The sequence below is a fragment of the Nocardioides sp. genome, assembly GCF_014360585.1.
In the GTDB taxonomy this organism is placed as follows: Bacteria; Actinomycetota; Actinomycetes; order Propionibacteriales; family Nocardioidaceae; genus Nocardioides.
In genome coordinates this window covers 32,534-52,013 of sequence record NZ_JACIXG010000019.1, presented here as the reverse complement: position 1 = coordinate 52,013, position 19,480 = coordinate 32,534, and the positions used below count along the sequence as shown (strand labels likewise).

The window sequence follows — 19,480 nt, the reverse complement described above, 5'->3', positions numbered from 1 at the left end:
TGGTCCCCGGGCCAGTCGAATCATTGGGACTCGGTGCGGCGCCGCGGTAACCGTCTCGGCCATCGCCGCCCATACCCACTCGGCCAACGGAACCGGGACCTCCCCTACGGGGGATGCTAGGCCGCACCAAACCCCACACGAACGTGATCACGACGGCCACCGCCGCGATGATGAGTATCCAGGTGAACATCCCGAGCTCCTCTACTGGTTGATCATTGGGTGACGCGGTAGGCGTCGAAGACGCCGGGCACGGTGCGTACCTGCTTCAAGACGGTGTCCAGATGCTTTGAGTCTGCCATCTCGAAGGAGAAACGGGACTTGGCAACACGGTCCCGGGTGGTGGTGAGCTGGGCGCTGAGGATGTTCACGTGGGCATCCGAGAGGGCCATGGTGATGTCGGACAGGAGCCGGGCCCGGTCCAGGGCCTCGACCTGGATGTTGACCAGGAAGACGGAGTTCGAGGTCGAGCCCCACTCCACCTCGAGCAGGCGCTCAGGGTGGGAGCGGAGCTCGGTGGCGTTGGTGCAGTCGGTGCGGTGGACCGAGACTCCCCCGCCCTTGGTGACGAAGCCGAGGATCTCGTCACCGGGCACCGGAGTGCAGCACTTGGCCAGCTTGACCCAGACGTCCGGGGACCCCTTGACGATGACCCCGGCGTCGGAGCTGGCGGTGGAGACCCTGCCGTGGCGTCGGCGGCCGACGTTGACTGCCTCAGCGAGATCCTCCGCGGCGCCGTCGTCGCCGCCGTGGTCCTCGATCACCCGGCGTACGACCGCTTGGGCGGAGAGGTGGCTCTCGCCGACCGCGGCGTAGAGCGACTCGACATCGCCGAGATCGAAGTGGTCGGCGGCGAGCATGAGCGACTCACGTGACATCAGCCGCTTGAGGGGCAGGCCCTCCTTGCGCATGAGCCGGGCGATCGCGTCCTGGCCCTTCTCGATGGCCTCGTCGCGACGCTCGCGGGTGTGCCACTGCCGGATCTTGGCCTTGGCCCGGTTGGACTTGACGAAGGAGCCCCAGTCCCGCGACGGGCCGGCGTTGGGCGACTTGGAGGTGAAGACCTCGACGACGTCGCCGCTCTCCAGGGTCGACTCCAGCGGCACCAGACGCCCGTTGACCCGGGCGCCGATGGTCTTGTTGCCGACCTCGGTGTGGACGGCGTACGCGAAGTCGACCGGGGTCGCGTCGGCGGGCAGCGCGATCACGTCGCCCTTGGGGGTGAAGACGTAGACCTCGGTGCGCTTCATCTCGAAGCGCAGCGACTCCAGGAACTCGCCGGGGTCGTTGACCTCCGACTGCCAGTCCATGAGCTGCTTGACCCAGCTCATGTCGTTGTCCATCGGCCGGTCGGTGTCGACACCGCTGCGGCCGTCCTCCTTGTACTTCCAGTGCGCCGCCACGCCGAACTCGGCACGACGGTGCATCGCGAAGGTGCGGATCTGCAGCTCGACCGGTTTGCCCTGCGGGCCGATCACCGTGGTGTGCAGCGACTGGTACATGTTGAACTTCGGCATCGCGATGTAGTCCTTGAAGCGCCCCAGGACTGGGTTCCACCGCGAGTGCAGGATGCCGAGGACGGAATAGCAGTCACGCTCGTCCTCGACCAGGATCCGGATGCCGACCAGGTCGTTGATGTCGGAGAAGTCCTTACCGCCGACGATCATCTTCTGGTAGATCGAGTAGTAGTGCTTGGGTCGCCCGGTGACGGTCGCCTTGATCCGGGCCTCGTGCAGGTCGCGCTCGACCTGGTCGATGACCTGGGCCAGGAACTTCTCGCGCGAGGGGTTGCGGTCGGCGACCAGGCGGACCAGCTCGTCGTACATCTTCGGGTAGAGGGTCGCGAAGGCGAGGTCCTCGAGCTCGAACTTGATCGTGTTCATGCCGAGCCGGTGGGCCAGCGGCGCGTAGATGTCGAGCGTCTCGCGCGCGCTGCGCTCCTGGCTCTTCTGCGGAACGTACCGCAGCGTACGCATGTTGTGCAGGCGGTCGGCCAGCTTGATCACCAGCACCCGGATGTCGCGCGACATCGCCACGACCATCTTGCGGATCGTCTCGGCCTGCGCCGAGTCGCCATAGGTGACCTTGTCGAGCTTGGTGACACCGTCGACGAGGTGAGCGACCTCCTCACCGAAGTCGCGAGTGAGCTCCTTGAGCGTGTAGGGCGTGTCCTCGACGGTGTCGTGGAGGAGGGCCGCCACCAGGGTCGGCTCGGTCATACCGAGCTCGGCGAGGATCGTGGTCACCGCGAGCGGGTGGGTGATGTAGGGATCACCGCTCTTGCGCATCTGGGTGCCGTGCAGGCGCTCCGCGGTGACGTAGGCGCGCTCCAGCAGCGTCAGATCGGCCTTGGGGTGGTTGGACCGCACCGCTCGGAAGAGCGGTTCGAGCACAGGGTTGCCCGCGTTTCCTCGACCGCCCATCCGGGCGAGACGCGCACGTACGCTGCGGCCCGACGGCGCAGGGCCAGTGCTCTCCCGGGCCTCGATGTTGTGCGCCCGAGGCTGCGCAACGATGCGATCCTCTGCCATGATCCGAGTCTACCGGCCGGACCGCCGAGGTTGGCTAGCGAAACAGTTGCTACGTGGACAAGAGCGCGTGGACCGGAGTGTCGGGAAGCTTGCTCCGCGGGTCGAGGAAGCTGAGCTCGAGCAGCACCGAGACGCCTTCGACGATGCCGCCGCAGCGCTCGACCAGCTCGATCGTGGCCGCCGCGGTGCCACCGGTGGCGAGCACGTCGTCGATGATGAGCACCCGCTCCCCCGGCTCGACCGCGTCGGTGTGGATCTCCAGCGTCGCCTCGCCGTACTCCAGCGAGTAGGAGACCGCGTGGGTCTTCCGTGGGAGCTTTCCGGCCTTGCGTACGGGGACGAACCCCACCCCGAGGTGCAGGGCCGCGGGAGCGCCGAGGATGAAGCCGCGCGACTCCATGCCGAGCACCTTGGTCACGGTCGGGTTGCCGTCTGGGTCGAGAGCCGGGGCCCCGAGCGCCTCGACCACCTGGGTGAATCCCGCGTGGTCGGCAAGCAGCGGGGTGATGTCCTTGAACCCGACGCCCGGCTCGGGGAAGTCGGGCACGTCGGTGACCAGCCGCTCGAGAACCTCATCGAGCGACCGGTCACCTGCGCCTGCCTCGGAGACAGTCACGCGCCCGCCTCCGTAGCGCAAGCGCCAATGTACGGAAGCGGCCGCGCTTCGTACTGATGGTTTGCTCGCTGACGCTCGCTCACTTGCGCTTCGACCTCGACTCGCGCTTCGGCTGCGGACGTCCGGCGGCACCGCTGTCGGAGACCGAGCGCTGCTGGTTGGGTACGTTGCGGCCTCGGCCGGTCGGGGACGTGTTGGGGCTGGTGCCCCGGGCGACGCCGGCCTCGTGAAGGTCGTCGGGCTCGGACTCGCGAAGCTCTTCCGGCTCGTCGGCGGCGGGGACCGGCATGCCGTCGTCGAAGACCGGCACGGCGGCGTACTTGTCGGCCTCCCGCATCCGTGCCTCGGCACGCTTCTCGGCGTCGACGACGTCCTTCTCCCTCGACTTCAGGTGCACCAGCAGCGGGGTGGCGATGAAGATCGAGGAGTAGGTGCCGACGGCCATACCGACGAAGAGGACCAGCGAGATGTCCTTCAGCGACGAGGTGCCGAGCTGGACGGCGCTGACGTAGAGGATCGCCACGACCGGCAGCAGACCGACGATCGTGGTGTTGATCGAGCGCACCAGCGTCTGATTGACGGCCAGGTTGGCCGCCTGGGCGTACGTCTGCTTCTTCAGGCTGAGGTTGCGGGTGTTCTCCTTGACCTTGTCGAATACCACCACGGTGTCGTAGAGCGAGTATCCGAGGATCGTCAGGAAGCCGGTGACGGTGGCCGGGGAGACCTCGAAGCCGATGATCGCGTAGACACCGACGGTGAGGAGCACGTCGTGGAAGAGAGCGACGACGGCAGCGACCGACATCTTCCATTCCCTGAAGTAGATCCAGATGAACAGGACCACACCGACGAGGAAGATGCCGAGCGCGAGACCGGCTTTGGTCGCGACCCGCTCACCCCAGGACGGGCCGATGCCGGTGCGGCTGATGTCGTCCTCAGGTACGTCGGCGGTCGCGGTGATCGCCTCGATGATCGACTGGTCTGCCTCTGAGCCGTCAGCGATCGCCTTGGTCTCGATGACGATCGACTCGCCACCCGCGGTGCGGACCGTGGCACCGTCCGCGGCGGTCACGTCGGTGTCACCGACGGCCGAGCGCAGCTCGTCGGCCAGTTCCTGGTCGGCCTGCTGGACGGTGACGGTGTAGCGCGTGCCGCCGGTGAAGTCGATGCCCAGGTTGAGACCGCCCTGGAGCATCAGCCCGCCGGTCACGATGACCAGGACGACCGCTGAGATGACGTACCAGAGGATCCGGCGTCCGACGAAGTCGAAGGAGCGCTCTCCGGTGTAGAGCTCCTTGCCGAAGCGAGAGATCTTGCTCATCAGGCGTTGCCTCCGACGAGGGACGGGGAGTTGATCGACTGGCTGTCGGTGCCGAGGGCACGCTTGTCCATGCCGGAGAGCACGTGGCCCTTGTTGAAGAAGCCCATGTTGGCCATCAGCTTCGTCATCGGGTGGGTGAACCAGAAGAACACCAGCACGTCGATGATCGTGGTCAGGCCGAGCATGAAGGCGAAGCCCTTGACCTCGTTGGTCGCGAAGACATAGAGCACGAACGCGGCCAGGAACGAGACGGCGTCGGAGGCCAGGCAGGTGTTGCGGGCCCGGACCCAGGCCGTGTCGACGGCCACCCGCATCGAGCGGCCCTCACGCATGTCGTCACGCATCCTCTCGTAGAGGATGATGAAGGAGTCGGCGGTGATGCCGATACCGACGATCAGACCCGCCACGCCCGGGAGGTCCAGGGTGACGCCGGCGGTCTCGCTGAGCAGCAGGATCATGCCGTACGTCAGCGCACCCGCCACGGCCAGCGACCCGATCACCACGATGCTCATCGCGCGGTAGTAGAGGATCGAGAAGATCACCACGAGGATCATGCCGACCAGTCCGGCCCAGAGTCCGGCGGTGAGCTGGTTGCCGGCCAGGCTCGGGCCGATGACCCGGGTCTGGATGCCGTCCTCAGGGAAGTCGAGGGGCAGCGAACCGTACTTGAGGTTGTTGGCGAGAGCCTCGGCGGACACCTGGGTGAAGTCACCGCTGATCTGCGCACCGCCACTGATCCGCGAGTCGGCAGTCGGCGCGGAGATGACCTTGCCGTCCAGGGTGATCGCGAACTGCTCGTTGGTGCCGGCGATCGCGCCGGTGGTCTCGGCGAAGGCCTTGTTGCCCTCGGACTTGAAGTCCAGGGTGACGACGTAGTTGGCCTGCTGCTGCGGGATGCCGTAGGAGGCTTCCTTGATCTCGGTGCCCTCGATGACCGCCGGGGTCAGCAGGTAGGGGATCCCGTCGTCGTCACAGGTCAGCAGCGGCTCGCCGGGCAGGTCGTCGACCGGGTCGGAGCCGGGCGCCGGGCAGGTGAAGCTGTTGTAGCGGGCCCCCCACTCCGCCGGCGGGTTGCGCATGAACTCGACGGCGTCGTCGACAGCGACCGTGGCGTTGGCGTCCTTCTTCTTGTCCTTCTCCGACTCGGGCTTGGCGCTCGGCGAGGCGCTCGGGCTGCCCGAGGCCTTCTCGTCGGCGGCGGGCTCGACGGTCTCGCCGCCGAACGGCGCGCGCGGCGACGTGCCGGGCACGGTGCCGGTCGAGGGGTCCTGGATCATCGACCCGGGGTCGGACCCGGCGGCGTTGCCACAGGGCTTCTGCGGGCTGCAGGCGACCAGCCGGAAACGGAGCTTCGCGGTCTGGCGAACCCGCTCGGCGGTCTCCTTCTGCACCTTGCCGGTGCCCGGGATGGAGACCTTGATGACGTCGTTGCCCTCGGTGGTCACCCGGCCGCCGGTGACACCGCTGCCGTTGACCCGCTGGTCGATGATCGACTTGGCCTCGTCGAGGCTCTCCCTCGGGACCGATCCGCCCTCGGAGTTCTCCGCGGTCATCGAGATCTCGGTGCCGCCGCGCAGGTCGAGACCCAGCTCGGGCTTCCAGCTGCCGGCGAACGCGATGCCGCCGAACATGATCGCGACCGCCAAGAAGAGCAGGACGAGTGTCCGGCCGGGGCGCGCGCTCTTGCGTGCCATGTGTTGGTCAGTCCTTCTTGTCGAGGTCCATGATGACGTTGTCGGCGTCGGCAGAGGTCTGCTCGGGAGCAGCCTCGACCTCGGCCTCGTCGGCAGGCGTATCGACGACCTTCTGGGCCACCGCCTGGCGCACCACCTGGACGACGACGCCGTCAGCGACCTCGACCTTGATGTTCGTCGTGGACTCCTCGACCTCGGTCACGGTGCCGAAGAGGCCGGCGGTCAGCATCACCCTGTCCCCCGGCTGGAGGTTGAGCTGCAGCTCACGAGCCTGCTTGGCGCGCTTCTGCTGCGGCCTGATCAGCAGGAAGTAGAACAGGACGATGATGACGATAAAAGGCAGGAATTCCACGGGGGTTCGGCTCCGACAGTCTCAGGGGTCAACCGGCAGTCGCACGGCGACGTGCAAGTCTAACCAGGGACCTGGTTGAGACTGTGACTCAGGGCTCATCCCAGAGCGTCTCCACCGACCAGGCCGCGGCCTCGGCGTTGGCGGGCACCGGCAGTCCGAGGTGTGCCCAGGCGGCCGGGGTCGCGACACGGCCCCGCGGCGTACGGGCCAGGAAGCCGGAGCGAACCAGGAACGGCTCGGCGACCTCCTCGACCGTCTCGCGCTCCTCCGCCACCGCGACGGCGAGGGTGGAGATGCCCACCGGTCCCCCGCCGAAGCGGCGGCACAGGGCGTCGAGGACGGCCAGGTCGAGGCGGTCCAGGCCGAGCGGGTCGACCTCGTAGAGGTCCAGGGCCTTCTGAGCGACCTGCTGGGTGACCTTGCCGTCGGCCTTGACCTGGGCATAGTCGCGTACGCGGCGCAGCAGCCGGTTGGCGATGCGCGGAGTGCCGCGGGAGCGGCCGGCGATCTCGGCGGCGCCGTCGTCCTCGACGGTGACGTCGAGCAGCCCCGCCGAGCGGCGCACGATCAGCTCGAGGTCTGCCGGGTCGTAGAGCTCGAGGTGGCCGGTGAAGCCGAACCTGTCGCGCAGCGGGCCCGGGAGGAGCCCCGCACGCGTGGTCGCGCCGACCAGCGTGAACGGAGGCAGGTCGATCGGGATCGCGGTGGCGCCCGGGCCCTTGCCGATGACGACGTCGACGCGGAAGTCCTCCATCGCCAGGTAGAGCATCTCCTCGGCGGGGCGGCTCATCCGGTGGATCTCGTCGACGAAGAGCACCTCACCCTCGTTGAGCCCGCTCAGGATCGCGGCCAGGTCACCGGCGTGCGTGATCGCGGGCCCGGAGGTGATCCGCAGGGGCGTGGCCATCTCGGCCGCGATGATCATCGCGAGGGTGGTCTTGCCGAGACCCGGCGGCCCGGAGAGAAGTACGTGGTCAGGGGCCCGCTCGCGCTGCCGCGCCGCCTCCAGGACGAGGCTGAGCTGCTCACGTACGCGTTGCTGGCCGATCAGCTCGTCGAGGCTCTTGGGGCGCAGCGCCGCCTCGACGACTCGGTCGTCGCCGTCGGCCTCGGCGATGGTGAGCGACGAGCTGTACCCATCGAAGCGGGAGTCGTCCTCGTTGGCCTGCAGGTCGTCCTCGTGCATCGGTTATGCCTTCGACAGGGTTCGGAGCGCTGCACGCAGGAGAGCCGAGATGTTGGCCTGGTCACCGGCCTCCGGCTCGATCGCGGTGACGGCCTTGTCGGCGTCCTTGGCGTTGTAGCCCAGGCCGATGAGCGCCTCGGTGACCTGGTCGCGCCATGGCGCCGACGCGGCGGTGGGCGCGGGCGCAGAGGCGCTGCCCGTCGGGGCGCCGATCCGGTCCTTGAGCTCCAGGATCACCCGCTGGGCGCCCTTCTGGCCGATGCCGGGGACCTTGGTGAGGGTCTTGGCGTCCTCGCCTGCGATGGCCATCCGGATGCCGTCGGGCGAGAGCACCGCGAGCATCGCCTGGGCGAGCTTCGGGCCGACGCCGGAGGCGGTCTGGAGGAGCTCGAAGAGGGTGCGCTCGTCGGTGTCGGTGAACCCGAACAGCGTCAGCGAGTCCTCCCGCACGACCAGGCTGGTCGGCAGGTGGGCCTCCTCGCCGGCGCGGAGCGTGGCCAGCGTGGTGGGGGTGCAGAGCAGCTCGATGCCGATGCCACCTACCTCGACGACGGCGGTGGAGAGACTGACGGCGGCGACCTTGCCGCGCACGGACGCGATCATCTACGGACCTTCCCGGCCGCGGCGACCGCGGCTTCGATGCGGTTCTGGGCGCCTCCGCGCCACTGGTGGGTGATGGCCAGCGCGAGCGCGTCGGCGGCGTCGGCAGGCTTCGGCGGGGTCGGGAGCCGCAGGATGCGGGTCACCATCGCGGTCACCTGCTGCTTGTCGGCTCGACCGTTGCCGGAGACAGCGGCCTTGACCTCGGACGGAGTGTGCAGGGCGACCGGGAGCCCGCGCCGGGCGGCGCAGACCATCGCCAGACCGCTGGCCTGGGCCGTACCCATGATCGTGGAGACGTTCGAGCGCGCGAAGATCCGCTCGATCGCGACCGCGTCGGGCCGGTGCTCCTCGATCCAGGCGTCGATGCCCTTCTCGATGCTCACCAGTCGCTCCCAGACGGGAAGATCGGAGGACGTACGGAGCACACCGACGTCCACCATCGACAGCGGCCGGCCGAGCGAGCCGTCGACCACGCCCATCCCGCATCGGGTCAGGCCGGGATCGATCCCAAGCACCCGCATCAGCACCTCCATCGAACGTCTGTTCGTAGCGTACCGGCATCGCTGGTCGAGCCGCCGGAGCCCCTGGGCGGAGGCGTGTCGAGACCAACACAGTCTCCTATCGCGCTCGACTCGACTGTGTTGGTCTCGAGCCGCTCAGGCGTCGACGGTCTCCATGACCTCGTCGGGGATGTCGGCGTTGGAGAAGACGTTCTGCACGTCGTCGAGGTCGTCGACCGCGTCGATGAGCTTGAAGACCTTCTCGGCGGCCGAGGCGTCGGCGACCGGGATGTCCATGGAGGCCACGAACTGGACCTCGGCGGAGTCGTAGTCGATCCCGGCCTCCTGCAGCGCGGTGCGGACCGCGACCACGTCGGAGGGGTCGGAGACGATCTCGAAGGCTTCACCGAGGTCGTTGACGTCCTCGGCACCGGCGTCGAGGGTGGCCTCGAGGAGGTCGTCCTCGGAGACCGACTTGCTCTCCTGCGCCTTCGCCACCACGACGACGCCCTTGCGGTCGAACAGGCGCGAGACCGAGCCCGGGTCGGCCATGGTGCCGCCGTTGCGGGTCACCGCGGTGCGCACCTCCATCGCCGCCCGGTTGCGGTTGTCGGTGAGACACTCGATGAGGAGCGCGACGCCCTGGGGGCCGTAGACCTCGTACATGATCGTGTCGTAGCTGACGCCGCCGCCGTCGAGCCCACCGCCGCGCTTGACCGCGCGGTCGATGTTGTCGTTGGGGACCGACTGCTTCTTGGCCTTCTGGATGGCGTCGTAGAGGGTCGGGTTGCCGGAGGGGTCGGGGCCGCCGGTCTTGGCCGCGATCTCGATCGTCTTGATGAGCTTGGCGAAGAGCTTGCCGCGCTTGGCGTCGATCGCCGCCTTCTTGTGCTTCGTCGTTGCCCACTTGGAGTGGCCGCTCATCTGGAAACCGTCCTTTGCCCCGCGTCGTCGCTGTGCTTGTCGAGCCGCCTCCGGAAGCATCACAGGGCAGCAGGTTCCCCATTCTAACTACGTGCCGTACGCCACGGTCAGCAGCACGTCTCCAGGAAGAGCCGATGAAGGCGATCGTCGGCGTTGACCTCGGGATGGAACGAGGTCGCCATCAGCTGGTTCTGGCGTACGCCGACGGGGTGACCGTCCACGCTGGCCAGCACCTCGACACCGGAACCGATCTCCTCGACCCAGGGAGCGCGGATGAAGACCGCGTGCACGTCGTCCTCGAGGCCGAGCAGATCCAGATCGGTCTCGAACGATTCGGTCTGCCGCCCGAAGGCGTTGCGCCGGACCGTGATGTCGAGCCCGCCGATGGTCTCCTGGCCCTGGGCCGCGTCGAGCAGCCGGTCGGCGAGCAGGACCATTCCGGCGCAGGTCCCGAACGCAGGCATCCCGGCCCTGACCCGGTCCCGCAGCGGGTCCAGGAGCTCGAACGTACGAGCCAACCGCCACATCGTCGTCGACTCCCCACCGGGGAGGACGATGCCGTCGCAGTCGTCGAGCTCCGCGGGGCGGCGTACGGGATGGGTCGGGACACCCAAGCGCGTCAGGGCAGCGAGGTGCTCACGGACATCGCCTTGAAGGGCGAGTACGCCGATGGTCGGTGCGGTCACGCGCGCACGTTACGCGCGGGCTCGTGTCGAGGAGGAATCCTCAGGCGGTGTTGCAGTCGAAGGACGCGGGGTCGACCCTGATGTAACTGCCGAGCTCGGGGTCGTACTCGCGGGCAGCCCAGAGGGTCAGGCCCCAAACCGACGTTGTGCGGAGCTGCACTCGAGCACGACCAACCGCAGCCGAGACGACCAATCACCTCCGGGCTCAGGCGAGTTCGGCGAGCTGGTCGCCGAGTGGAGTGCGTTCGTAGATCACGGTCTTGCCGTCACGTCGCGCGCGGACCAGGCCCTGCGCCGCCATCGAGCGCAGCGACTGGTTCGCAGCCGATGGGGATACCCCGAACCGCGCGGCGAGCGCTGTCGTCGACTGCCCCGCCCCGAGAGCGCGGAGATAGCGCAGGCGGTGCCTGCTGAGCGGGCCTGCCTTCCCCGGGCCGACGACCGTGTCGGTCCACATCAGGCGCTGGTCGGTCGCCTGATAGCTGACCAGCGGATCGGAGTCCCCGAGCGGTGTCGAGCTGCTCAACGTGAAAAGCGACGGTACGACGAACAACGGCCGGCCTCGGGTGTAGAGGGTGAGCTCATCGTCGCCTCTGCCCAGGATGCGCGCGGTGATCGACGTCGGGCCCGCGCTGATTCCCGGTCCGCAGCCGTTCAGGGTCTCGATCACCCCCACCGAGGCCAGCGACCGGGCCCGGCGCGCCAGATCGGCGTCGAGGATCGCCCGCATCCGCGGCCAGTGCGGCTGGAACGCCGATCGCCAGTACGCCGCCAGCGCGTCCGCCAGCTGGTCGCCGAACCGCCCCCGGACCGCGAGACCGCGCGGAACCCCGCCGACCGCGAACTCGATGTCCGAGGCAAGCACCCGCAGATCCTGGTCCCGCAGGTACTCGAGTTGCGCCTCGATGGTCAACGGCACCCCGGCCCTCGGATTGAACAGGTCCGGGGTGTCGAAGTTCGGCCCGATCAGCCCGCTCAGCACGTCGAGCGGCAGCTGGTCGCGCACCCGGCAGACCTCGGCGTACCAGGGCGCCTGCAACGGATAGCTGGCTGGCGATCGCAACGCCCGCAACGAGTTCCCGAGTTCGGTCAGCGGCGACACCGCGAACCGGACCAGTCCGTAATCCCCCGCCTCCAGCAGATATCGGGCCACAACCGATTATAGGCAGGGATCCGGCACTGCGGTGGATACAAAGAGATCAGCTGGTGCGGTTGTAGATGGCCGTGCCCGGGCAGGCTGTGACACCGGCGCGGGTCGCACAGCCCTGGTACTGGCTGCCGCCGTTCCACCAGGTCCAGCCGCCGATGGTGCGGCCGTTCAGCCAGGTGAACGCCCCGTTGTAGTTGGCGTCGTACGTCCGCAGACTCCAGTGCACGTGCGCACCCGAGGCCGACCCGCCGGCGCAGACGTCGGTGCCGATGTTGCCCAGCAGAGCGCTGGAACCGACCGACGTTCCGTTGTAGTAGGTCGCGTTCCACAGGTGGTAGTAGTCGGTCGAGAAACCGTTCGGGTGGATCACCCGCGTCCAGCCGCCTCCAGCACCACACATCGAGGTGGCCGTACCTTCGCGCGAGGATCGGACCCGCCCGCTGGCGTTGCCGCCGGCGAAGTCCAGGCTGCTCCAGTAGCCGTTCACCCCATCACTGGCGTGCGGCCCACCGGTGACGGTCATGTAGTAGTCCGGCATCCAGGGCAGCAGCAACCCGGCGGTGTTCGCCGTGGTGCCCATGGTGCTCTCGGTCTTGTGCTTCGCGTACGCCGACATGGTCCGCCGCTCGGCCGCGCCGACCAGTGGGGACGAGTCGATGTACGCGGCGAACTCGCCGTCACCCTCGACTCCGGTGACCCACTGGCCGTCGACATAGCGAGCGATGTACAGCCACCCTTCCGGATGCGTGTGGCCCTTGGCGGGCGCCTCGACATAAGCGACGCCGCGCGCCCAGCCGGGAGCGGCCGACCGGACGTCGACGACCACCTTGCGGCCCTCGGCGGCCAGCTTGCCGAGGGCGTCGGTGCGGGCAAGACCCCGGACGGCCGCCGACCGGCTCAGCGCGTCGGCGGACACCGCGTCCACCAGCGCCTGACGGGAAGCGCCGAGCGTGCCGGCGACGGTGGCGGGCACCTTCTGCGTCACCACGTCCACGGCAGGACCTGGGGTGGCGACGGCATCGGCCGACACCGCCGTGGCAGCCGGTGCCAGGGCAAGGACGGTGGCGGCCGAGAAAGCAGCGGCAGAAATTCTTACGGACAGTTTGGAGGGCATGGGGGGACCCTTCTGCTCGAGCTGGATGAGTGCCCGCGAGTGTTGCAGACCCCCGCCCTCCGTCACGACAACTTGAAGCCGAACCCTTAACCGAGCACCGCTCCGGCCCCGCCCAGCAGAACGTGATCCCATCGGGCGAGCAGCCCGGCGCCTATCCGCCCGAGCCGTCTACGCCGCGCTGGCGCTACCAGCCGCGCTCCGCGAACTGGATCGACCTGGCCGGCTCGTCGACGTTGATGCCGACCATCGCCTCGCCCAGACCGCGGGAGACCTTGGCGACGACGTCGGGGTCGTCGTAGAAGGTGGTCGCCTTGACGATCGCCTCGGCACGCTGGGCCGGGTTGCCGGACTTGAAGATGCCGGAGCCGACGAAGACGCCCTCGGCGCCGAGCTGCATCATCATCGCGGCGTCGGCCGGGGTCGCGATGCCGCCGGCGGTGAACAGGACGACCGGGAGCTTGCCGTTCGCGGCCACCTCCTTGACGAGCTCGTAGGGCGCCTGGAGCTCCTTGGCCGCCACGTAGAGCTCGTCCTCGGCGAGGGCGCCGAGACGGCGGATCTCGCGCAGGATCGTACGCATGTGGGTGACCGCGTTGGACACGTCACCGGTGCCGGCTTCGCCCTTGGAGCGGATCATCGCCGCGCCCTCGGTGATGCGGCGCAGGGCCTCGCCGAGGTTGGTCGCGCCACACACGAACGGCACCGTGAAGGCCCACTTGTCGATGTGGTTCTCGTAGTCGGCCGGGGTCAGCACCTCGGACTCGTCGATGTAGTCGACGCCCAGGGACTGGAGCACCTGGGCCTCGGAGAAGTGGCCGATGCGGGCCTTTGCCATGACCGGGATGGAGACGGCCTCGATGATGCCGTCGATCATGTCGGGGTCGGACATCCGGCTGACGCCGCCCTGGGCGCGGATGTCGGCGGGGACGCGCTCGAGCGCCATCACCGCCACTGCCCCGGCGTCCTCGGCGATCTTCGCCTGCTCGGGGGTGACCACGTCCATGATCACGCCGCCCTTGAGCATCTCCGCCATCCCGCGCTTGACCCGCGAGGTTCCCGTCTCGTTCATGCTTGTTGCCATGTGGCGATCGTAGGTCGGGAACCGACGTAAGCCACCCTCGGAAAGCCCTGGTCAGGCCACTGTTCCCGAAGTGGACTGATCGCTGGTGAGGGCTTCGGCGGCCTCGGCAACCGCTGTCGGTGTGCCGGCGAGGGACCAGAGCACTCCCCCGGCCTCGACCTGGGCCGTGGTGCCGCCGACGCCGAGGACGAGGGCGGCCCCGGGGAGGCGGTCCCAGTCGGGGACGGAGTGCTGACAGAAGAGATGGAGCTTGCCCTGGGCGATGGCGGTGAGGTCCATCGATCCGGAGCCGAGGATCCGGATCGAGGCGGCTCGGGCGGCGACCCGGACGTACGCCTCGCCGGACGGGTGGCGCAGCTTGCGCGGGTGGAGGTAGGTGGTGAGGCACGCGTGCGAGAGCGGCGTGTCCGGCATCGCGTCGAGACGGATCCCGTTGCGGGTGGTGGGCAGGTCGGGGCCACCGACGTAGACGGCGTCCTCGGCCGGTGAGTAGACCGCCCCCAGGACGATGCTGTTCACGTCTTCCGGGGCACCGTCGGTCAGAGCGAGCGCCGAGCACCACCAGTCGAGGCCGCGTACGAAGTTGTAGGTGCCGTCCACCGGGTCGATGGTCCACACCCGTCCGGTGTCCGAGTCGCGAGCGGAGCCCTCCTCCCCCAGGATGCCGTCGCCGGGGTGCTCGGCGGCGAGCCGGTCGACGATCGCCTTCTCCGCGGCCTTGTCGGCAGCAGTGACCAGGTCGGAGACCGAGGTCTTGGTCTCGACCGAGTCGCCGATCCCCGCGGTGCGCATCTTGGCCGCGAGGGAGCCGGCGCCGCGGACGAGCTCCGCGGCCAGGCGTACGTCTGCCTCCGTCGGCGCGGTCACGATGCCGCCTCCTCGGCGAGGGCCTGGCGGCGAACCGTCCAGACACGCTGGATGACGGTGATCGTCGAGGCGACGGCGAGGATCCACAGCGCGATGTAGATGAGCAGGTCGAGGGAGAAGATGCCGGCGAGGCCGGTCATCACGAGGATCAGGACGAGCCGGTCGGCGCGCTCGGCGATCCCGACGTTGGCCGTGAATCCCAGGGACTCGGCGCGGGCGCGGGCGTAGGAGGTGACCGCTCCCGTCACCAGGCACCACAGGGTCAGCGCGAGGTAGAGGTCGGAGTCGCCGGGGCCGGCGAAGTAGAGCGCCAGGCCGCCGAAGACCGCGCCGTCACCGAAGCGGTCGAGGGTGGAGTCCCAGAAGGCGCCGAACTTCGAGGTGCGGCCGACGGCACGCGCCATCGCCCCGTCGATCAGGTCGCTGAAGACGAAGCAGGTGATGAAGACCGTTCCGGCGAACAGCTCGCCGCGCGGGTAGAAGGCCAGCGCTCCGATCGCTACTCCGATGGTGCCGACGAGCGTCACGAGGTCGGGGCTGATCTTCAGCGCCACGAACAGCCGGACGATGGGCGCGAGGACGACTCCCTGAACGAAGCCTTTGATGTGATCCAACATGGCGCGGCCACGCTATCGGATCCCGCCGAGACGTCACTCCCGCGCGCCGAAACGTCACTCAGATTCCGCCGAGGCGTCACTCGCGTCGGCCGAGGCGTCACGTACGTCGGCCGAAGTGTCACCCGCGTCGGCCGAAGCGTCACCCGCGTCGGCCGAAGCGTCACTCCCGTCGGCTGAGAGGTCAACGGATGACGTCTCGGCCGACGTACGTGACGTCTCGGCCGACGTACGTGACGTCTCGGCTAGGTTCCTTCGGTCAGATCGCGGACCTCGGCGTAGCGGGCGCGGACTGCGGGGTCGGGGTCGGCCTCGTAGGTCTCGGTGCCGGCGAGCTCCCACGTCGGCGGCTCGGCACCGCCGGCGAGGGCCCAGGCGGCCTGGCGGGCGGCGCCGTCGGCGACGTACTCCCCCGGCTCTGGGACGAGGACGGGGTGGCCGAGGACGACGGGGGCCAGGCGGCGTACGGCCTCGGAGCGGGCCCCGCCGCCGACGAGGAGCACACGGTCTACCGCGACACCTTGCGCCTTCAGCGCGTCGATGCCGTCGGCGAGCCCGCAGAGCAGGCCCTCGACGGCCGCGCGCGCCAGGTGGGCGGGCTCGGCGGTGGTCAGCGTCAGACCGTGGATCACACCCCGGGCCGAGGGCCGGTCGGGGGTGCGCTCCCCCTCGAGGTAGGGGACGAGGACCAGGCCGTCGGCACCCGAGGGCGCCTCGAGCGCCAGCCTGGAGAGCTGCTCGTGGCTCACCCCGAGCAGCCTGGTGGTGGCGTCGAGGACCCGCGCGGCGTTGAGGGTCGCGACCAGCGGCAGGTAGCGGCCGGTGGCGTCGGCGAAGCCCGCCACCGCGCCCGATGCATCTGCAGTGGGCGTCTCCGAGACCGCGCAGGCGACCCCGGAGGTGCCGATCGAGACGACCACGTCGCCGGGCCGCGCGCCGACGCCCAGGGAGGCTCCGGCGTTGTCGCCGCAGCCTGCCCCGAGCAGCGCTCCGGTCGACGTGCGTCCGGCTGACGCCGACGGCTCTAGCACCTCCGGAAGTACGACGTCGTCCCGCCCGAGTGCTCGCATCAGGAGGTCGCGCCGGTATTCGCCGGTGACCGCCGAGTAGTAGCCGGTGCCGCTGGCGTCGCTCCGGTCCGTACGCAGTGACCCGAGGTCGCCGCCGTCGGCGAGCTTCCAGGTGAGCCAGTCGTGGGGCAGGCACACCGCCGCGGTCCGAGCCGCCGCCTCCGGCTCGTGCTCGGCCAGCCAGCGCAGCTTGGTGGCGGTGAAGCTGGCCACCTGGACCGAGCCGACCGCCTCGGCCCAGGCCGCGGCGCCGAGCTCGGTGTTGAGCGCAGCGGCCGCGGCGGCCGAGCGGGTGTCGTTCCACAGCAGCGCGGGGCGTACGACCTCTCCGGCCTCGTCCAGGCACACCATCCCGTGCTGCTGTCCACCGACGGAGACCGCGGCGACGTCGGCGAGCCCGCCGGCGGCCTCGACCGCGGACGACAACGCCGTCCACCAGGCCGCGGGGTCCACCTCGGTGCCTTCGGGATGCGGCGCGGAGCCGGAGCGTACGAGCGCACCGGTCTCCGCGTCACGGACTACGACCTTGCACGATTGGGTCGAGGAGTCGACCCCGGCGACGAGCGGCATCGACCGAACCTAGCGGACGCCGAGGAGGTGGTCCATGGCGAGCTGGTCGAGGTGCTCGAACGCATAGCCGTGGTCGAGCGCCTCGATGTCGTAGTTCGCCTTGCGGACGTCCGCGAGCGTCTCGCCCTCGGCCAGGGTCGGCACGGACAGCTCCTCGACCTGCGAGGCCTCGAGCGCAGCCTTGACCTCCGGGTCCGCCCGGAACGCCTTGGCCCGCTCCCGCAGCACGAGGTAGTTGCGCATGCAGCCGGCGGCCGATGCCCACACGCCGTCCTCGTCCTCGGTGCGCGGCGGCTTGAAGTCGAAGTGGCGCGGGCCGTCGTAGCCCTTGGACTCCAGCAGGTCGACCAGGTTGAACGCACCGCGCAGGTTGCCCGCACCGAAGCGGAGGTCCTGGTCGAAGCGCGGGCCGTGCTGGCCGTTGAGGTCGATGTGGAAGAGCTTGCCGTGCCACAGCGCCTGGGCGACACCGGCGGCGAAGTTGAGCCCGGCCATCTCCTCGTGACCGACCTCGGGGTTGAGGCCGACCATCTCGGGGCGGTCGAGGGTGTTGATGAAGGCGAGCGCGTGGCCGATGGTCGGGAGCAGGATGTCGCCGCGGGGCTCGTTGGGCTTCGGCTCGATGGCGAACCGGATGTCGTAGCCCTGCTCGACCACGTAGTCGCCGAGCAGGTTCACGGCCTCGCGGTAGCGGTCCAGCGCGGCCGCGATGTCCTTGGCGGCGTGGGACTCGGCGCCCTCACGGCCACCCCACATGACGTACGTCGTCGCGCCGAGCTCGGCGGCGAGGTCGATGTTGCGCGCGACCTTGGCGATCGCGTAGCGGCGCACCTCGCGGTCGTTGGAGGTGAAGCTGCCGTCCCGGAAGACCGGGTGACCGAAGAGGTTGGTGGTGGCCATGGGCACCTTGAGCCCGGTCTCGTCCAGCGCGGCCTTGAGCTTGTCGATCTCCGCCTGGCGCTCGGCGTCGCTCGCGTCGATCGCGAAGACGTCGTTGTCGTGGAAGGTGATGCCGTAGGCCCCGAGCTCGGCCAGCTTGCGCACCGAGTGGGCGACGTCGAGGTGAGGCCGGCTCGCGGAGCCGAACACGTCCTGTCCGCTCCAGCCCACGGTCCACAGCCCGAAGGTGAACTTGTCCTCGGCGGTGGGGGTGTAATCCGTCATAGCCTTGTTTCCTCACATTAGTTCACGACTCGGACTATATGACGAACATGAAACGCGACGAGTGTCACATTGTCAACCCTTCCCGCGCATTCGAGCGGGTCGCTTGACCTAAAGTTCATAACTTGCTCTAATCCGTTCATGACGGTCAGAACCGAGCCCGCCCAGCATGCCGGGATGCGGGCGAGCAACCTCGCGCTCGTGCTCGGCGAGGTCGCCCGCACCAGTCCGGTCTCGCGCGCGCAGGTCGCTGCGCGCACCGGCCTGACGAAGTCGTCGGTCTCCGGTCTGGTCTCCGATCTGATCGCCGCCGGCCTGGTCCAGGAGAGCGCGCCGGCCGCGACCGAGCGGGGTCGGCCCGCCACAGCGCTCGACCTCGCTCCCGGCGGCATCGCCGGCCTCGGCCTGGAGGTCAACGTCGACTACCTGGCCGCCATGGTGACCGACCTGACCGGTGTGCCGCGCTACCACCACGTCCTACGCCGCGACAACCGCGGCCGCGAGGTCGACGAGGTGGTCGCCGACCTCATCGATCTGGCCCGTACGGCCGCCCGTAGCGCCGCTTCCCAGGGGCTGCCGCTCTCCGGCGCCTGCGTGGCGGTGCCCGGCCTGACGGTCGAGGGGGCCGTGGTGCGCACCCCCAACCTGGGCTGGGCACGGGTCGACCTCGCCGACGCCGTCGGTGAGGGCACCGGGCTCGACGTCGAACTCGAGAACGAGGCCAACCTGGCGGCTCTCGGCGAGATGTGGTTCGGCGGTCATGATCACGACGGGGCTCCCCTGCGCGACTTCGTGCACGTCTCCGGCGAGATCGGCATCGGCGGCGGCATCGTGATCGACGGGGAGGTCTTCCGCGGCGCCCACGCGGGCGCCGGCGAGCTCGGCCATGTCGTGGTGGCCCCCGACGGACCGCGGTGCGGCTGTGGCGGCCACGGCTGCCTGGAGCGGATGGCAGGGCAGCAGGAGATCCTCGCCCGCGCGCAGGTGGCGACGATGGCCGACCTCACCCGGGCCTGCGAGGCGGGCGATCAGGCCGCGCTGGACGCCGTCGCCAGTGCCGGCCGACACCTCGGCGTCGCGCTCGCCTCGGTCATCACCCTCCTCGACCCCACCGCGATCGTGCTCGGTGGCGCGTTCGCCACGCTCGCACCCTGGCTCACCGGGGCGACCGCGGCCTCGATCAGCCACCACACCGGTGCCGTCGAACCACCCCGGCTGCTGGTCTCCGGACTCGGCAGCGACGCCGCCGTCCGCGGAGCGGCCGGGACCGTCGTACGCCGCGTCATCGCCGACCCCGCCGCCCATCTCGCCCGGCAAGCTGCTCAACGGCCTTAGTCGCTGAGCTCGGGTCGGCCGTCATCGGTGGTCGAGCCGCCGGACCCACTAGGCGAAGGCGTGTCGAGACCAACACAGTCCCCTGTCGCGCTCGACGGGACTGTGTTGGTC

The 19,480-nt window shown here is 69.4% G+C and carries 18 protein-coding genes; 1 reads left to right on the top strand and 17 read right to left on the bottom strand.

The window, feature by feature from the left end; all coding sequences use genetic code 11:
- Positions 1–212: 212 nt before the first annotated feature.
- The 17 genes from H5T77_RS08745 to xylA all read right to left on the bottom strand — a co-directional run bounded on the left by H5T77_RS08745 (position 213) and on the right by xylA (position 18,037).
- Positions 213–2,528, bottom strand: a complete 2,316-nt coding sequence (locus H5T77_RS08745) for a RelA/SpoT family protein (RefSeq protein WP_472850343.1) — start codon at positions 2,526–2,528, stop codon at positions 213–215.
- 49 nt (positions 2,529–2,577) lie between these two features.
- Positions 2,578–3,144, bottom strand: a complete 567-nt coding sequence (locus H5T77_RS08740) for an adenine phosphoribosyltransferase (RefSeq protein ID WP_292647739.1) — start codon at positions 3,142–3,144, stop codon at positions 2,578–2,580.
- 79 nt (positions 3,145–3,223) lie between these two features.
- Positions 3,224–4,462 (bottom strand): protein translocase subunit SecF, encoded by a 1,239-nt coding sequence (secF, locus tag H5T77_RS08735; RefSeq protein ID WP_292647736.1) that lies wholly within the window; start codon positions 4,460–4,462, stop codon positions 3,224–3,226.
- Complete coding sequence (gene secD / locus H5T77_RS08730; protein WP_292647733.1) at positions 4,462–6,156, bottom strand: protein translocase subunit SecD; 1,695 nt, start codon at positions 6,154–6,156, stop codon at positions 4,462–4,464. Before secD ends, secF begins: the two co-directional genes overlap by 1 nt.
- A 7-nt stretch (positions 6,157–6,163) precedes the next feature.
- The gene (gene yajC, locus H5T77_RS08725) at positions 6,164–6,508 is read right to left on the bottom strand and encodes a preprotein translocase subunit YajC (RefSeq protein ID WP_292647730.1); all 345 of its coding nucleotides are present in this window, start codon (positions 6,506–6,508) and stop codon (positions 6,164–6,166) included.
- Between the two features lie 88 nt (positions 6,509–6,596).
- The gene (ruvB, locus tag H5T77_RS08720; protein ID WP_292647727.1) at positions 6,597–7,694 is read right to left on the bottom strand and encodes a Holliday junction branch migration DNA helicase RuvB; all 1,098 of its coding nucleotides are present in this window, start codon (positions 7,692–7,694) and stop codon (positions 6,597–6,599) included.
- Between the two features lie 3 nt (positions 7,695–7,697).
- The gene (ruvA, locus tag H5T77_RS08715; protein WP_292647725.1) at positions 7,698–8,297 is read right to left on the bottom strand and encodes a Holliday junction branch migration protein RuvA; all 600 of its coding nucleotides are present in this window, start codon (positions 8,295–8,297) and stop codon (positions 7,698–7,700) included.
- The gene (gene ruvC / locus H5T77_RS08710) at positions 8,294–8,818 is read right to left on the bottom strand and encodes a crossover junction endodeoxyribonuclease RuvC (protein ID WP_292647722.1); all 525 of its coding nucleotides are present in this window, start codon (positions 8,816–8,818) and stop codon (positions 8,294–8,296) included. The genes ruvA and ruvC overlap by 4 nt, the downstream gene beginning before the upstream one ends.
- A gap of 135 nt (positions 8,819–8,953) precedes the next feature.
- Entirely contained in the window at positions 8,954–9,721 is a 768-nt protein-coding gene (locus H5T77_RS08705) for a YebC/PmpR family DNA-binding transcriptional regulator (protein WP_292647720.1), read from the bottom strand.
- Between the two features lie 107 nt (positions 9,722–9,828).
- A complete protein-coding gene (pdxT, locus tag H5T77_RS08700) occupies positions 9,829–10,407 on the bottom strand; it encodes a pyridoxal 5'-phosphate synthase glutaminase subunit PdxT (protein WP_292647718.1) in 579 nt (192 codons plus the stop codon).
- Between the two features lie 205 nt (positions 10,408–10,612).
- Positions 10,613–11,560: an ArsR/SmtB family transcription factor gene (locus H5T77_RS08695; protein ID WP_292647716.1), complete on the bottom strand. Its 948-nt coding sequence runs from the start codon at positions 11,558–11,560 to the stop codon at positions 10,613–10,615.
- 46 nt (positions 11,561–11,606) lie between these two features.
- Positions 11,607–12,671 (bottom strand): M23 family metallopeptidase, encoded by a 1,065-nt coding sequence (locus H5T77_RS08690; RefSeq protein WP_292647714.1) that lies wholly within the window; start codon positions 12,669–12,671, stop codon positions 11,607–11,609.
- Between the two features lie 184 nt (positions 12,672–12,855).
- A complete protein-coding gene (pdxS, locus tag H5T77_RS08685; protein WP_292647711.1) occupies positions 12,856–13,752 on the bottom strand; it encodes a pyridoxal 5'-phosphate synthase lyase subunit PdxS in 897 nt (298 codons plus the stop codon).
- 51 nt (positions 13,753–13,803) lie between these two features.
- On the bottom strand, positions 13,804–14,619 hold the full coding sequence (locus tag H5T77_RS08680) for an inositol monophosphatase family protein (RefSeq protein ID WP_292647708.1): 816 nt from the start codon (positions 14,617–14,619) through the stop codon (positions 13,804–13,806).
- Positions 14,616–15,236 (bottom strand): phosphatidylinositol phosphate synthase, encoded by a 621-nt coding sequence (gene pgsA / locus H5T77_RS08675; RefSeq protein WP_292647705.1) that lies wholly within the window; start codon positions 15,234–15,236, stop codon positions 14,616–14,618. The genes H5T77_RS08680 and pgsA overlap by 4 nt, the downstream gene beginning before the upstream one ends.
- Positions 15,237–15,478: 242 nt before the next feature.
- On the bottom strand, positions 15,479–16,873 hold the full coding sequence (xylB, locus tag H5T77_RS08670; protein ID WP_292647703.1) for a xylulokinase: 1,395 nt from the start codon (positions 16,871–16,873) through the stop codon (positions 15,479–15,481).
- Positions 16,874–16,882: 9 nt separating this feature from the next.
- Positions 16,883–18,037 carry a xylose isomerase gene (gene xylA, locus H5T77_RS08665; protein ID WP_292647700.1) on the bottom strand — a complete coding sequence of 385 codons (1,155 nt, stop codon included), beginning with the start codon at positions 18,035–18,037 and terminating at the stop codon, positions 16,883–16,885.
- 138 nt (positions 18,038–18,175) lie between these two features.
- On the opposite strand from xylA, the gene H5T77_RS08660 reads away from it, so the two are divergent.
- Entirely contained in the window at positions 18,176–19,369 is a 1,194-nt protein-coding gene (locus H5T77_RS08660; RefSeq protein WP_292647697.1) for an ROK family transcriptional regulator, read from the top strand.
- Positions 19,370–19,480 lie beyond the last annotated feature (111 nt).